Origin of the sequence: Microbacterium sp. Beta (assembly GCF_005502545.1) — a bacterium.
Taxonomy (GTDB): domain Bacteria; phylum Actinomycetota; class Actinomycetes; order Actinomycetales; family Microbacteriaceae; genus Microbacterium; species Microbacterium oxydans.
The window spans coordinates 45,830-59,103 of sequence record NZ_SCOG01000001.1 but is presented as its reverse complement, the minus strand read 5'-3'; the positions used below and the strand labels follow the sequence as shown (position 1 = coordinate 59,103).

16 protein-coding genes are annotated in these 13,274 nt (G+C 67.3%); 14 read left to right on the top strand and 2 right to left on the bottom strand.

Annotation, left to right across the window (positions count from 1 at the left end; translation table 11 throughout):
- Positions 1–59: 59 nt before the first annotated feature.
- The 5 genes from FFS56_RS00335 (at position 60) to FFS56_RS00315 (ending at position 4,551) form a co-directional block, all read left to right on the top strand.
- Positions 60–386, top strand: coding sequence for a DUF2469 family protein (locus tag FFS56_RS00335; protein ID WP_045265213.1), 327 nt, complete (start codon positions 60–62; stop codon positions 384–386).
- Between the two features lie 128 nt (positions 387–514).
- Positions 515–877, top strand: a complete 363-nt coding sequence (locus FFS56_RS00330) for a YraN family protein (RefSeq protein WP_046747068.1) — start codon at positions 515–517, stop codon at positions 875–877.
- Entirely contained in the window at positions 874–2,403 is a 1,530-nt protein-coding gene (locus FFS56_RS00325; protein ID WP_127012224.1) for a YifB family Mg chelatase-like AAA ATPase, read from the top strand. The genes FFS56_RS00330 and FFS56_RS00325 overlap by 4 nt, the downstream gene beginning before the upstream one ends.
- Positions 2,400–3,593, top strand: coding sequence for a DNA-processing protein DprA (gene dprA / locus FFS56_RS00320; protein WP_127012223.1), 1,194 nt, complete (start codon positions 2,400–2,402; stop codon positions 3,591–3,593). The genes FFS56_RS00325 and dprA overlap by 4 nt, the downstream gene beginning before the upstream one ends.
- Positions 3,594–3,648: 55 nt before the next feature.
- A complete protein-coding gene (locus FFS56_RS00315) occupies positions 3,649–4,551 on the top strand; it encodes a tyrosine recombinase XerC (RefSeq protein WP_127012222.1) in 903 nt (300 codons plus the stop codon).
- Between the two features lie 22 nt (positions 4,552–4,573).
- Here FFS56_RS00315 and FFS56_RS00310 read toward each other — a convergent pair whose 3' ends face one another.
- The gene (locus FFS56_RS00310) at positions 4,574–5,110 is read right to left on the bottom strand and encodes a M23 family metallopeptidase (RefSeq protein WP_127012221.1); all 537 of its coding nucleotides are present in this window, start codon (positions 5,108–5,110) and stop codon (positions 4,574–4,576) included.
- A gap of 320 nt (positions 5,111–5,430) precedes the next feature.
- On the opposite strand from FFS56_RS00310, the gene rpsB reads away from it, so the two are divergent.
- The 9 genes from rpsB (at position 5,431) to FFS56_RS00265 (ending at position 12,167) form a co-directional block, all read left to right on the top strand.
- Entirely contained in the window at positions 5,431–6,381 is a 951-nt protein-coding gene (gene rpsB, locus FFS56_RS00305) for a 30S ribosomal protein S2 (RefSeq protein WP_046747065.1), read from the top strand.
- A 41-nt stretch (positions 6,382–6,422) separates the two neighbouring features.
- Entirely contained in the window at positions 6,423–7,250 is an 828-nt protein-coding gene (gene tsf / locus FFS56_RS00300; RefSeq protein ID WP_045265219.1) for a translation elongation factor Ts, read from the top strand.
- Positions 7,251–7,342: 92 nt separating this feature from the next.
- Positions 7,343–8,059 carry a UMP kinase gene (gene pyrH, locus FFS56_RS00295; RefSeq protein ID WP_046747064.1) on the top strand — a complete coding sequence of 239 codons (717 nt, stop codon included), beginning with the start codon at positions 7,343–7,345 and terminating at the stop codon, positions 8,057–8,059.
- A 67-nt stretch (positions 8,060–8,126) separates the two neighbouring features.
- Complete coding sequence (gene frr / locus FFS56_RS00290) at positions 8,127–8,681, top strand: ribosome recycling factor (RefSeq protein WP_017830710.1); 555 nt, start codon at positions 8,127–8,129, stop codon at positions 8,679–8,681.
- 5 nt (positions 8,682–8,686) lie between these two features.
- Positions 8,687–9,832: a phosphatidate cytidylyltransferase gene (locus FFS56_RS00285; RefSeq protein WP_052748638.1), complete on the top strand. Its 1,146-nt coding sequence runs from the start codon at positions 8,687–8,689 to the stop codon at positions 9,830–9,832.
- Entirely contained in the window at positions 9,832–10,410 is a 579-nt protein-coding gene (locus FFS56_RS00280; protein ID WP_127012220.1) for a DivIVA domain-containing protein, read from the top strand. Before FFS56_RS00285 ends, FFS56_RS00280 begins: the two co-directional genes overlap by 1 nt.
- A gap of 66 nt (positions 10,411–10,476) precedes the next feature.
- On the top strand, positions 10,477–11,151 hold the full coding sequence (locus FFS56_RS00275) for a transglycosylase SLT domain-containing protein (protein WP_218867353.1): 675 nt from the start codon (positions 10,477–10,479) through the stop codon (positions 11,149–11,151).
- Positions 11,152–11,160: 9 nt separating this feature from the next.
- Positions 11,161–11,448 carry a hypothetical protein gene (locus FFS56_RS20730; protein WP_082108564.1) on the top strand — a complete coding sequence of 96 codons (288 nt, stop codon included), beginning with the start codon at positions 11,161–11,163 and terminating at the stop codon, positions 11,446–11,448.
- Positions 11,445–12,167, top strand: coding sequence for an alpha/beta fold hydrolase (locus tag FFS56_RS00265; RefSeq protein WP_058630617.1), 723 nt, complete (start codon positions 11,445–11,447; stop codon positions 12,165–12,167). Before FFS56_RS20730 ends, FFS56_RS00265 begins: the two co-directional genes overlap by 4 nt.
- Before the next feature lie 19 nt (positions 12,168–12,186).
- Here the strand turns inward: FFS56_RS00265 and FFS56_RS00260 are convergent, their stop codons facing one another.
- Positions 12,187–13,248 carry an AI-2E family transporter gene (locus FFS56_RS00260; protein ID WP_046747060.1) on the bottom strand — a complete coding sequence of 354 codons (1,062 nt, stop codon included), beginning with the start codon at positions 13,246–13,248 and terminating at the stop codon, positions 12,187–12,189.
- Positions 13,249–13,274 lie beyond the last annotated feature (26 nt).

Here is a 13,274-nt window from a genome sequence, read left to right as displayed (position 1 = left end):
GACGCGCCCCGGTAGCCGATGACGCTCGCCGGTGCCCGCGACTCTAGGATGGACACATCATGGATGAGGAAGCCTTCGACGACTACGACCGCGAACTCGAGCTGGCACTGTTCCGGGAGTATCGGGATGTGGTGTCGCAGTTCCAGTACGTCGTGGAGACCGAGCGCCGGTTCTACCTGGCCAATGACGTGAACGTCGTCCGCCGGGACACCGAGCACGACTTCTATTTCGAGATCTCGATGACGGACGTCTGGGTGTGGGACATCTACCGTGCCGATCGCTTCGTGAAGGCTGTGCGCGTGCTCACGTTCAAGGACGTCAACGTCGAGGAGCTGCAGCGCAGGGAGTTCGAACTCCCGCAGGAGCTCTCGCTCGACGGCGAGTGACGAAGGCTCTCGCGCCGATGCGCCCGGACCCACTCCACACTGCGCTGAAGAGCTGACTTCTCCCCAGACGCCGTGAATCTGCAGCCGTGCCCCGACCCCGGGAAGCGTGTCCACGTGATGCTGGGCAGATGGCAGCGAAGGATGAACTCGGAAGAGCCGGAGAAGACCGCGCCGCGCAACATCTGAGGAGCAGCGGGTACACCGTGCTCGCGAGGAACTGGCGGTGCGCACAGGGTGAGATCGACATCGTCGCCGTATGCGGCGATCATCTCGCCGTGGTGGAGGTCAAGACACGGAGGACGGACGCATTCGGGCACCCGTTCGAGGCGATCGACGCGCGCAAGCGCCGGCGGCTCTGGCAACTGGCGCAGGCGTGGATCGCAGAGCATCCGGGAGTCGCGCGAGGGCGAGACGTGCGCCTCGAGGCGATCGGCATCATCGGAGCCGATCCGACCACCGGTGTGCTCGAGCATCTCGTGGACATCGCGTGAGCACCGCGCGCACCTGGGCCGTCGCACTGACCGGCGTGGACGGACACCTTGTCGAGGTCGAGGCCGACATGTCGAGCCAGACGCCCGAGTTCCGGATCATCGGTCTTCCTGACAAGTCATTGGGCGAAGCCGTCCAGCGCGTGCACAACGCCTGCAAGAACGCCGGTTTGGATCTGCCACGTCGACGGCTCACCGTCAATCTCTCGCCCGCAAGCCTTCCGAAGCATGGCGCCGGGTTCGACCTGGGCGTGGCCGTGGCGTGTCTGGCGGCGGGCGGAGCCGTCGAGTCGCGTTCCATCGCCCGGACGGTCCATATCGGTGAACTCGGTCTCGACGGCAGGATCCGACCGGTGCCCGGTGTCCTCCCTGCGGTCTTCGCGGCGGCACGAGCGGGATTCGAGACGGCGATCGTGCCATACGGGAACGAGGCAGAGGCGAGGCTGGTGCCCGGTATCGACGTACGCGCAGCCGGGTCTCTGGCGGAGGTCGCCGTCTGGCACGGCGCCGACGTGGAGGTGCCCGATGTCGAATTCGTGGAGGTCGCATCCGACACGCGGAGCTCGCGCGAGGCCCTCGATCTCGCCGACGTGATCGGGCAGGAGGAGGCCGTCGAAGCTCTCGTCGTCGCCGCTGCCGGTGGGCACCACTTGCTCTTGAGCGGTCCTCCCGGCGCCGGAAAGACGATGCTCGCTCGGCGTCTCCCCGGCATCATGCCCGCACTCGATGAAGAGGAGGCACTCGAGGTCGCATCCGTTCGCTCGCTCAGCGGAGAAGCGGTGTCCGCGCTGGATTCTCTCCCTCCGCTGGAGGCCCCGCACCACAGCGCGTCGGTCGCGGCACTGGTCGGTGGCGGGTCCCGTGCCGCGAGATCGGGAGCGATAGCGCGTGCGCACCGCGGCGTGTTGTTCCTCGATGAAGCGGCCGAGTTCTCACGCGTCGCGCTGGATGCCCTGCGCCAGCCGTTGGAGTCGGGGGTGATCGCTGTGCATCGGGCCGGATTCACCGCGACCTTCCCCGCGAAATTCCAGCTCGTGCTCGCGATGAATCCCTGTCCCTGCGGAAATCATGGGGTGCGCGGTGCGGAATGCGTGTGCCCGCCGATGGCGATCAGACGCTACGCCACCCGTCTGTCCGGACCGCTCCGCGATCGCATCGACATCGATCTCCAGGTGACGAGGGTCGCCGCATCGCGGGCGACGGGTGACGCGAGTGCGGAGCTGACAACCGAGCGGGCGCGGGACCGTGTCGCGGACGCGCGGGCGAGAGCAGCGTCGCGTTGGCGGAGCACCCGATGGCGTCGTAATGCGGATGTGCCGGGCACCTGGCTGCGGCAGGGAGCGCTCCGGCTGCCCGCTTCGACGCGATCGCCGCTCGATCGCGCCCTGGAGCGTGGAGCGCTGACACTTCGCGGCTACGACCGCGTTCTCCGGGTCGCATGGACGATGGCGGACCTGGCTGCGCTGGACAGGCCGGGAACCGATGAGATCGGCCGCGCGCTGCACCTTCGACGGGGGTTGCCGCGATGATCGACGAGCTCCTGGCCGACGCCGAAGCTGTGGCCCTCACGGAACAGATCCACCCGGGTGGGAGTATGGACGAGTGCATGGCACGCGCCGCATGGACCGTGATCGCGGAGCCGGGCGATGCCGTCGCCGGCGCTCTGATCGCGGAGCTCGGTGCTGCGGAAGCACTCGCCGTGGCCGTGGGGCACTCGTCATCGCTGCTGTCTCCCGGGAGCGCGAACGCGGCGGCATCCCGGATGCTCGCCGACGGGCGTGCACGTTGGACCCCGCGGGCAGCACCACGAGCCGTGCTGGCAGCGCTCCACGGAGCCGCTGCCGCTGGTGTCCGGCTGCTGATTCCCGGCGACGCGGCGTGGCCCGCCGCCCTCGACGATCTCGGACCGCATGTCCCCGCCGCACTGTGGGTGCGGGGTCGTGTGGAGCTGCTCGACCATCAGCCTCGCGTGTCCATCGTCGGTGCGCGCGCCTCCTCGGGGTACGGCGAGCACGTGGCCTCCGAGATCGCGGGAGATCTGGCAGCCACAGGCGTGGTGATCGTTTCGGGCGGTGCGTACGGGATCGACGGAGCCGCCCACAGAGCTGCCCTCGGAGTGGAGGGCGCGACGGTGGCCTTCCTCGCCGGCGGGGTCGACCGTGCTTATCCGGCGGGGCACCAGGCGCTCCTGAGGCGGATCGCCGAAGAGGGGGCACTGGTGAGCGAGCCACCCTGCGGCACGGCGCCCACGAAGTGGAGGTTCCTGGCGAGGAATCGTCTGATCGCCGCACTGGGACACGCGACCGTCGTCGTGGAAGCGGGCTGGAGGAGTGGATCGCTGAACACCGCCGGTCACGCTGCGACGCTCGGGCGTCCACTCGGTGCCGTCCCCGGAGCGGTGACCTCCGCGTCCTCAGCGGGATGCCACCGGTTGCTGCGCGAGTACGACGCGCAGTGTGTCACATCGGCGCAGGAGGTGCGCGAGCTGTTCGGCGCGATAGGTCATCGACCCGACACGAGCCCGGGGGAGCGGGATCCTCACCACGCTCGCATCCTGGAGGTCATGACCGTTCGGGCACGCCTCTCCGTCGACGAGGTCGCCCGCCGGTCGGGGCTCTCCCCTGATCGCGTTCGATCAGTGCTCGGACTACTGCACCTGGAAGGAGATGTCGCACTCGACAGCGCGGGGTGGCACCGGGCTGCGCCGCCCAGACGGTAACCGATCCGACGGCGAGGCTGCCGGTCAGGAAGCTCGATCGCGGCAAGCTGGGGTCATGGAGATCGCGGCGGCCGCAGACGCATTCGCCGACCACCTGCTGCGGGTGCGTCGGCTGTCGTCGGCGACGGTGAAGGCCTATCGCTCCGACCTTCGCGACCTCGCCGCTTCTGCAGGGGGAGTCGCCGTCGAGGACGTCGACCTGGAAGTCCTCCGGGACTGGCTCTGGAACGCCACGCAGCGTGGAGACGCGCGGTCCACTCTCGCGCGCCGCGCCGCGACCGCACGGTCCTTCTTCGGCTGGGCAACTGAACAGGGGATCGCCGCGCATGACCCGAGCCTGAGATTGGTCGCGCCGAAGAAGGGGAGGACGTTGCCGACGGTCGCCTCGCGCGATGCGATGTCCGAGCTCCTCGACGCGCATCGCGCCACAGCGTCGGAGGGTGACCCGCTGGCGCTGCGAGACCATGCCGTCCTCGAGCTGCTCTACGGGTCCGGTATCCGCGTCTCCGAGCTCTGCGGTCTGGACGTCGACGATCTCGACCTCGAGCGCGGCACAGCCCGAGTGGTCGGCAAGGGAGACAAGGAACGCGTCGTCCCCTACGGGGCGCCGGCACGAGATGCGCTCTCCGCGTACCTGCGAAGAGGAAGGCCGGTCCTCATCGCCAGATCACGGACCTTCACCCCCGCCGTGATGCTCGGAAGCAGAGGAGGGCGAGTGGGCCCGCGAACGGTGTACGAACTCGTCGCGCGTGTCCTGGCGCCGATCGTCGGCGCGGAGACGATCGGTCCGCACGCGCTCCGTCATACCGCCGCCACCCACCTCCTCGACGGCGGAGCGGACCTGCGGGCGGTGCAGGAGATACTCGGGCATGCCAGCCTCGGCACCACGCAGATCTACACGCACGTCTCGACCGAGCGCCTGACGGCCACCTACCGGCTCGCCCATCCCCGCGCCTGACTCCGACGACTCAGAAGCTCGATCACGGGGCTTCGCAGCAGGGGAGGAGCACTGCGCGCGGAACATCGCCGAAGAGCAGCATCGGGTTGATGTAGTCCCCGTCGAGACGCACGCCGAGATGGATCGCGCCGGGCGGTGTGTGCCCGCCACCATCGACCACTCCGATCTCCTGACCCTCCGCAACGAGGTCGCCGACCACGAGATCGGATCGCAACGGTTCGAATGTCGACACCAGCCCGCCGGCGTGCTCGATGGTGATGAGCTGCCGATCCACGACCGTCCCGCGGAAAGCGACGACTCCGTCAGCAGGAGCCGAGACCGTCGTCCCCATCGCGGCGCTGAGATCGACGCCACGATGCCCGGCGCCGTATCGATGAGCCGGAGCGCGGTAGGGCGCGACGACCGAGCGTGGTCCGGTGACCGGCCAGCTCCAGGCGGGTACGTCAGGCTCGTCGGACCACGCTGCCGCGCCGGGGGAGAGCATCACTGCGAAGACGACCGTCGAGACGACGAGAAGAGTCGCGGTGAGCAGGGCTCGTGTTCTGGATCTCAAGCGCATGAAGGCATCCTGATGGCTCGACACTGCCGCGGTGCACTGTGCGCAGTACGGCGTACACATCCGGGGAGTAAGACGTGACACGACGCCACTGTGCAGGGGAAGCCACGGTGCAGGGGAGCCGGCCGTCTGATCCTGTATGCTGGAGGAGCACCTCGAGATCGAGGTGACTACGCGTGCCCAGAGCGACTCGTTTCGCGGCATCCACTCCCACAGGTCCTGTCCTCCGACAGGCGGGTGTGAGCCGGGCACCAGGGAGTCCGATCATCCGGTCGGCTTGCAACCTCAACGGCGCAGAATCGCGCCAGAACCAGGAGACGACCATGGCTGTGGTCACCATCCGCCAGCTGCTCGACAGCGGCGTGCACTTCGGACACCAGACCCGTCGGTGGAACCCGAAGGTCAAGCGCTTCATCCTCACCGAGCGCAGCGGCATCCACATCATCGACCTTCAGCAGTCGCTCGGCTACATCGACAAGGCGTACGACTTCGTCAAGGAGACGGTCGCCCACGGCGGCACCATCCTCTTCGTCGGCACCAAGAAGCAGGCGCAGGAGATCCTGGCGGAGCAGGCGACGCGTGTCGGCCAGCCGTTCGTGAACCAGCGCTGGCTCGGCGGTCTCCTCACCAACTTCCAGACGATCTCGAAGCGTCTGGCTCGTATGAAGGAGCTCGAGGAGCTCGACTACGAGACCCCGGCGAACAGCGGCTTCACGAAGAAGGAGCTGCTCCTCAAGAAGCGCGAGCTCGACAAGCTGCACAAGTCGCTCGGTGGTATCCGCAACCTCACGAAGACGCCGTCTGCCATCTGGGTCGTCGACGCCAAGCGCGAGCACCTCGCTATCGACGAGGCCAAGAAGCTCGGCATCCCCGTGATCGGCATCCTCGACACGAACGCCGACCCGGACGACTTCCAGTACCCGATCCCCGGCAACGACGACGCCATCCGTTCGGTGTCGCTGCTCACCCGCATCATCGCGGACGCTGCGGCCGAGGGTCTGCAGCAGAAGCACAACCCGGAGACCGGTGACGCCGAGCCTCTCGCCGACTGGGAGAAGGAGCTCCTCGAGGCCCCCGCACAGGAGGTCCAGGAGTCCGCTGACGCCGCCGAGGTCACCACCGCGGATGACGCTGCCGCGGTCGTCGAGACCCCCGCTGCCGACGAGACCGCCGCCGACGAGGCCGGTGCAGAGGCACACGACGAGGCGATCGCCGCCGCTTCCGGTGAGGAGACCGCTGAGGTCGCCGCCGCCGAAGCCGCTGACGCCAAGTAATCCCTCGTACACACACCTAACGAAGCAAGGAGCCACCACACATGGCCAACTTCACCATCGCTGACCTGAAGGCGCTGCGCGAGCAGCTCGGCACCGGAATGGTCGACACCAAGAAGGCGCTCGAGGAGGCCGACGGAGACGTCGCGAAGGCCACCGAGATCCTGCGTCTCAAGGGTGCGAAGGGCAACGCGAAGCGCGCTGACCGTTCGACCAGCGAGGGACTCATCGTCGCTCGCGAGCAGGATGGCGCCGTGACGCTCATCGAGCTCGCGTGCGAGACGGACTTCGTCGCGAAGAACGAGCGCTTCATCGCGCTGGCCGACAAGGTCGCCGACGCCGCTGCCGCGGTGAAGGCCGACTCGGTCGACGCCGCCCTGGCTGCATCCGCCGGCGACAAGAGCGTCGAGCAGGTCATCTCCGAAGAGGCTGCGATCATCGGCGAGAAGGTCGAGCTGCGTCGAGTGCGCACGATCTCCGGCGACAAGGTCGAGGTCTACCTGCACCGCACGAGCAAGGACCTGCCGCCGCAGATCGGCGTCGTCGTCGCCTACACGGGTGACGACGCCGAGACTGCGCGCAGCATCGCTCAGCACATCTCGTTCGCCAACCCGTCGTACCTGTCCCGCGAGGACGTCCCGGCGGACGCTGTCGAGAAGGAGCGCGAGATCGTCACCGAGATCTCCCGCAACGAGGGCAAGCCGGAAGCGGCTCTCCCGAAGATCGTCGAAGGCCGCGTCTCCGCGTTCATCAAGCAGGTCGCCCTGCTCGAGCAGGACTACGCCAAGGACAACAAGCTCTCTGTCGCCCAGGTGGCGAAGGACGCCGGTATCACCGTCACGGACTTCGCGCGCTTCAAGGTCGGCGCGTAGCAACGTCGAAGGGGTTCGGATCGTCATGATCCGAACCCCTTCTTCATGCCCACGAGGCACTATCTTGAATCGGGACGAGAGGACACCCACCCATGACTGAACGCACCGGACGCCGCCGCGTCCTTCTCAAGCTCTCCGGAGAGGCCTTCGGCGCTGGACAGCTGGGCGTCAACCCGGATGTCGTCAGCCAGATCGCGCGCGACATCGCCGCTGCCGTCGACCGCGTCGAGGTGGCGATCGTCGTCGGGGGAGGGAACTTCTTCCGCGGAGCCGAGCTGAGCCAGCGCGGCATGGACCGTGGACGCGCCGATTACATGGGAATGCTCGGCACGGTCATGAACGCACTTGCGTTGCAGGACTTCCTCGAGCAGGCCGGTGCCGCCACGCGCGTGCAGTCGGCGATCTCGATGACTCAGGTCGCGGAGCCCTACATCCCGCGTCGGGCTGAGCGTCACCTCGAGAAGGGGCGCGTCGTGATCTTCGGAGCCGGCGCGGGTCTTCCGTACTTCTCGACCGATACGGTCGCGGCTCAGCGTGCGCTGGAGATCGGTGCGGAGGAGGTCCTCGTCGCCAAGAACGGCGTCGATGCCATCTACACCGCGGATCCGAACAAGCACGCCGATGCCGAGCGCATCGAGCGGGTCACCTACAGCGACGCACTGCAGCGGGGCCTGAAGGTGGTCGATTCGACAGCGTTCAGTCTCTGCATGGACAACAACATGAACATGCGGGTCTTCGGCATGGAGCCGGCGGGCAACGTCACCCGCGCTCTGCTCGGAGACCCGATCGGCACGCTGGTCACCACCTGAGTGTGCGACGGGCGGAGACGACTTCGCCCGATAGAATTTGCAGAACACCCCGACGATAGGAGTCACCGTGATCGCGGACGTCCTCGCTGAAACCACCACTCGCATGAACCGGGCGGTCGAAGCTGCCAAGGAGGACTTCTCCACGGTGCGCACCGGTCGTGCGAACCCGCAGATGTTCCAGAAGGTCCTCGTGGACTACTACGGCACTCCCACGCCGATCGCGCAGCTCGCGTCCCTGGCGAACCAGGAGGCGCGGACGCTCATCATCACGCCGTACGACAAGTCCGCCCTGAAGGCGATCGAGCAGGCCATCCGCGACATGCCGAACCTCGGTGCGAATCCCACGAACGACGGCAACCTGGTGCGTGTGACAATGCCGGAGCTCACCGCCGAGCGGCGCAAGGAGTACGTCAAGCTCGTCAAGACCAAGGCAGAGGACGCGAAGGTCCACGTCCGTGGCATCCGCCGCAAGGCCAAGGATGAGCTGGACGCGCTCAAGAGCGAGCTCGGTGAGGATGAGATCGCTCGCGGTGAGAAGGAGCTCGATGTTCTGACGCGCCAGCATGTCGATCTCATCGATGACGCGCTGAAGCGCAAAGAGGCAGAACTCCTCGAGGTGTAGTCGGGATGTCTGACGAAACGCGAGATGCCGACGACGACAAGCCGTTCGCGCGTCGAGACGCGCATCACGGTACCCCGTCCGAAGGCGTCCCGCTCGTCGATGCGGCGTTCCCCACGTTCGACAGTGCCGAGGTACCCCCTCGGCCGCCACTTCCAACCCCCGCGGACCGCGTCGCAGTCGGGGACATCAGCTCCCTGGACACGGCAGATCACAACGCCATCCGCGAGCAGTGGCGGGCGGCGAGGGATGAGCTCGGCAGCCACGTCTCCCACGCACGTGACCAGCTCGACCAGGCGAACGAACGCATCAAGGAGCGCACCGGCCGGGATCTCATCCTCGCCACGGTGATCGGCCTCGCGTTCGGAGCTGCGCTGCTCGGCTCCCTGCTCTTCCTCAAGGTGCTTTTCGTCCCGTTCGCCCTCGCGGCCGCGTTGCTGGGCGTGTACGAGCTCTCGAGAGCCCTGCGGGGTTCCGGGCGGCGAGTCGACGTGGTGCCCCAACTGATCGCAGCCACTTTCCTGGTGCTTTCGGCATACTTCGCGGAGCCGTGGCTCTGCTGGGTGATGCTCTTCGTGTCCGTTGCCTTCGTGATCGTCTGGCGACTCATCGCGCAGATGGTGGAGAAGGACGGACGGACTTACGGCGACGTGCTCGCAGACGCCGTGATCAGCGGCTTCGTCCAGGTGTACGTCCCCTTCCTCGCGGGTATCGCGCTAATCCTGCTCAAGCAGGAGGGCGGTGAGTGGTGGGTGCTCAGCTTCATCGCGATCGCCGTCGCAGCCGACACGGGTGCCTACGCCGCCGGTCTGGCCTTCGGCCGACACCCCATGGCGCCGAAGATCAGTCCGAAGAAGACCTGGGAAGGGTTCGGAGGTGCGGTCGCCGCGTCCATCGCCGCTGGCGTGCTGCTGGCGATCTTCCTCCTGGAGCTGCCGTGGTGGTGCGGCCTCGTGTTCGGTGTCTCGATCCTGCTCTCAGCGACGCTCGGCGACCTGGGTGAATCCATGCTGAAGCGCGACCTCGGCATCAAGGACATGAGTTCCTGGTTGCCGGGTCACGGCGGGCTGCTCGATCGACTCGACAGCATCCTTCCCTCCACCATCCCCGCTCTGTGTCTCTACTTCCTCTTCTCTCCTTGGGTGGCTCTGTGATGACCGAAGATCAGTTGGACGAACAGCCCACGCAGGCGCCCGCGGCGTTCGCCCTCACCTCCGGACGTGTGCGCGGATACCACCGTGCAGCCGTCGACACGTTCCTCGCCTCGGCCCGCCGCGCCTTCGAAGAGGGCGGCGCTGACCTCAGCGCGACGGATGTGCGGACGGCCTCGTTCCCTCTGGTCAAGAACGGCTACGTGGTCGCCGATGTCGATGCTGCACTCGGACGCGTCGAAGATGCCTTCGCCGCGCGGGAACGCGAGCGAGTGGTGCGCGCACAGGGTGCCGGAGCCTGGGTCGAGCGGGCACGGGAGGACGCACAGGTCATCTTGGATCACCTGGCTCGCCCCCGTCGGCATCGTTTCGCCCGCACCGGGGTGCTCACTTTCGGCTATCGTCTCGACGAGGTCGACCACGTGTCGACCCGCATCGTTCGTTACCTGCGTGACGGGGACGCCCTGACCGCCGAGCAGCTGCGGTCCGCAGCCTTCCGGATGCAGCGCGGCGGATACCGCGAGGAGCAGGTGGATGCCCTTCTCGACGCCACGATCGACGTCATCCTCGCGGTTCGTTGAGGTTCCTGATGGTCGATTCAGGCGACCTTGCGTAGACTGTCCCTCATCGTGAACTCCCGAAACGACATGACTCTCGACAGAAACGACCGTTCGCCTGTGCCCGCAGCGAAGGCCGGTTCGGCGCGCACGGGCACCCGTCGCTGGTCTCGGAGCCGCGGCGTCGTCGGCGTCTTCAGCGCCCTCGCGGTCGTCGGCTTCGCCGGAGCGCTCGTCGCTCCGACCGGGGTGGCACTGGCCGCGCCGGCACCGGAGGAGTCGCCGGACTCGGCGTATTCGCTCGCGCTCGCTGACACGCAGAACCTCACCGTCACCGTCGAAGGTGCCGAGATCGCGCCCGTCGTGCGCGGAGGCTTCGAAGTGTACGTGAAGCCGAAACCGGCCCCCGTCCCCACGGTTGCTGCAGCGCCCAAGACCGGGTCATCCGGCGGTTCATCCCGCGGCGCGCTTCCTCCGTACACGGGTGGTGGGGCTCCTGCGGAGTGGATGGCCGCCGCCGGTATCGCGCAGAGCGACTGGCAGTACGTCGACTACGTCGTATCGCGTGAGAGCGGCTGGAACCCCAACGCCACGAACAAGTCGTCAGGGGCATGTGGACTGGTGCAGGCTCTGCCCTGCAGCAAGGTTCCCGGCAACGGCTACAACCCGGTCGACAACCTCCGCTGGGCGACGGGCTACGCGACCGGCCGCTACGGCAGCTGGGCCGGCGCCTACAACTTCTGGGTCAACAACCACTGGTGGTGAGCAGGCACGATGCCCCGCTCCCGCAGACGCCCTTCGGCGCGCCCTGAATCCGAGGACTCATTCGATCGTCTCCTCGCCGGCTGGAAGCGCACCGAGACTCGACGTGGCAGCGAGTGGACCGTTCAACCGGTGTCGGCCGCGCAGGCGCAGAAGGAGTACGTGTGCCCCGGCTGTGGCCGTGGCATCGTCGCCGGGACAGCTCATCTCGTCGCCTGGCGTGCGGACGGGGTACTCGGGGACGCCGCTGACCTGGCGGCCCGTCGGCACTGGCACACGCACTGTTGGAGGCTTGCATGACCATCGAGATCCGTGGACCGCTGGAGTTGCCCGCACGACGCGAGGACATCGAACTGATCACGGCGGACGGCCTCACCCTCGTCGGGGAGCTCTCTCAGCCCGAGGACGCACCACCGGTCGCGACGCTCGTGACGTTGCATCCCCTGCCGACCGCCGGCGGCTTCATGGACTCGCACATCATCCGGAAGGCGGCCGCACGGCTGCCCGCCCTCGCAGACCTGGCCGTCCTGAGGTTCAACACGCGAGGCACCACATCCCCACGAGGCACCAGCGACGGGAGTTTCGACGGGGGAGCCGCTGAACAGTTCGACGTGGCCGCCGCGATGGACTTCGTCCGCGAGCGCGCTCTACCGCGCCCCTGGCTGCTCGGATGGTCCTTCGGCACGGAGCTCGCTCTGAAGTACGGCCGGGAGCACGACATCGAAGGCATCATCCTTCTCTCGCCGCCGCTGCACCGCGCCACGCCGGAAGAGGTCGCCGCCTGGGCGTCGACCGACCGCACCGTCGTGGTCCTGGTGCCGGAGCTCGACGACTATTTGCGTCCGGCCGAGGCAAAGGACCGCTTCGCCTCGATTCCGCACGCCACGCTCATCGCGGTGGAGGGCGGCAAGCATCTCTGGGTGGGCGAGACGCAGACGCGGCGCGTGCTCACCGAGATCGTCGCGGCGGTCAACCCCTCCGCATTGCCTCTCGCCACCCACTGGCCCGCCGACGACTGAGAGGCCGACGGCCTCGACGTCAGAGCTCGTTCATCCGAGGGATGAGCACCTGACGGTAGATGATCAGGATGCTCGCGGCCACGGGGATCGCGATCAGAGCGCCGAGGAGGCCGAGCAGGCTTCCTCCGGCGAGGGCCGCCACCACGACCACGGCACCGGGCACCGAGACGGCGCGGCTCATGATGCGAGGCGAGATGATGTACGCCTCGATCTGCATGTAGATCAGGTAGTAGATCGCGGCGGCGATGGCGGTCGCCGGGGAGCCGAGTCCGGGGATGAGACATACCAGCACGATGATCGTCGAGCCGGTGAGCGTGCCGACGAGCGGGATCAGCGAGAAGAAGAAGGCGATCACGGCCAGGACGGCGGGGAAGGGCGCATCGATGATCGAGAGGTAGATCGCGCTGAGCACACCGTTGAGCACACCCTGCGATACCTGGCCCATGACGTAATAGCCGACCGAGTCGGTGATCTGCTCCGACAGGTCGATGAATCGATCGCGCTTCGACGCGGGCGCGAGCTGGTAGACAGCGCGCTTGAGCGACGGCGTCGATGCCGTCAGGTAGATCGTCAGGATCAGGACGATGAACGCTCCGAACAGACCGCCCAGCACAGCGCCGCTGGCAACGAGCACGCCCTGACCGATGGATCCGCCGATCTCGGCGAGGTTGCTCGTCAACCAGTTGGTGACGTACGTGAACACATCGTCGACGAGAAGGTTCGGGAAGGCGTCCTGTATCCACTCTTTGAGGTCGGGGATCAGATTCCCGCGCTGGACGATCGCCGAGATCTGGGCGACCAGCTGGGAGATCTGGTCCACCAGGACCGGGAGGACGATGAGCACGATGCTCACGAAGACGCCGAGCACCGCGAGGATCGTCACCAACACGGCCGCCCAGCGGGGGAGCCGTCGGCGTTCGAGGAACGAGACGAGCGGGTCGAGTCCGAGACTCAGGAACAGGGCGGTGCCGAGATAGAGCAGCACGGTGGAGAGATTCTGCACGCTGTTGATCAGCAGGATCCCCAACCCCACGCCGAGCGTCGCCACCAGGGCGGTGCGGAAGGGATTGTGGATCTTCATCGGAGACTCCTCGGGACGGCTCCCGC

Coding starts and splice junctions, on each gene's coding strand:
- FFS56_RS00335 (WP_045265213.1), top strand. CDS start 60: ATGGATGAGGAAGCCTTCGACGACTACGACCGCGAACTCGAGCTGGCA.
- FFS56_RS00330 (WP_046747068.1), top strand. CDS start 515: ATGGCAGCGAAGGATGAACTCGGAAGAGCCGGAGAAGACCGCGCCGCG.
- dprA (WP_127012223.1), top strand. CDS start 2,400: ATGATCGACGAGCTCCTGGCCGACGCCGAAGCTGTGGCCCTCACGGAA.
- FFS56_RS00315 (WP_127012222.1), top strand. CDS start 3,649: ATGGAGATCGCGGCGGCCGCAGACGCATTCGCCGACCACCTGCTGCGG.
- FFS56_RS00310 (WP_127012221.1), bottom strand. CDS start 5,110: ATGCGCTTGAGATCCAGAACACGAGCCCTGCTCACCGCGACTCTTCTC.
- rpsB (WP_046747065.1), top strand. CDS start 5,431: ATGGCTGTGGTCACCATCCGCCAGCTGCTCGACAGCGGCGTGCACTTC.
- tsf (WP_045265219.1), top strand. CDS start 6,423: ATGGCCAACTTCACCATCGCTGACCTGAAGGCGCTGCGCGAGCAGCTC.
- pyrH (WP_046747064.1), top strand. CDS start 7,343: ATGACTGAACGCACCGGACGCCGCCGCGTCCTTCTCAAGCTCTCCGGA.
- FFS56_RS00285 (WP_052748638.1), top strand. CDS start 8,687: ATGTCTGACGAAACGCGAGATGCCGACGACGACAAGCCGTTCGCGCGT.
- FFS56_RS00280 (WP_127012220.1), top strand. CDS start 9,832: ATGACCGAAGATCAGTTGGACGAACAGCCCACGCAGGCGCCCGCGGCG.
- FFS56_RS00275 (WP_218867353.1), top strand. CDS start 10,477: ATGACTCTCGACAGAAACGACCGTTCGCCTGTGCCCGCAGCGAAGGCC.
- FFS56_RS20730 (WP_082108564.1), top strand. CDS start 11,161: ATGCCCCGCTCCCGCAGACGCCCTTCGGCGCGCCCTGAATCCGAGGAC.
- FFS56_RS00265 (WP_058630617.1), top strand. CDS start 11,445: ATGACCATCGAGATCCGTGGACCGCTGGAGTTGCCCGCACGACGCGAG.
- FFS56_RS00260 (WP_046747060.1), bottom strand. CDS start 13,248: ATGAAGATCCACAATCCCTTCCGCACCGCCCTGGTGGCGACGCTCGGC.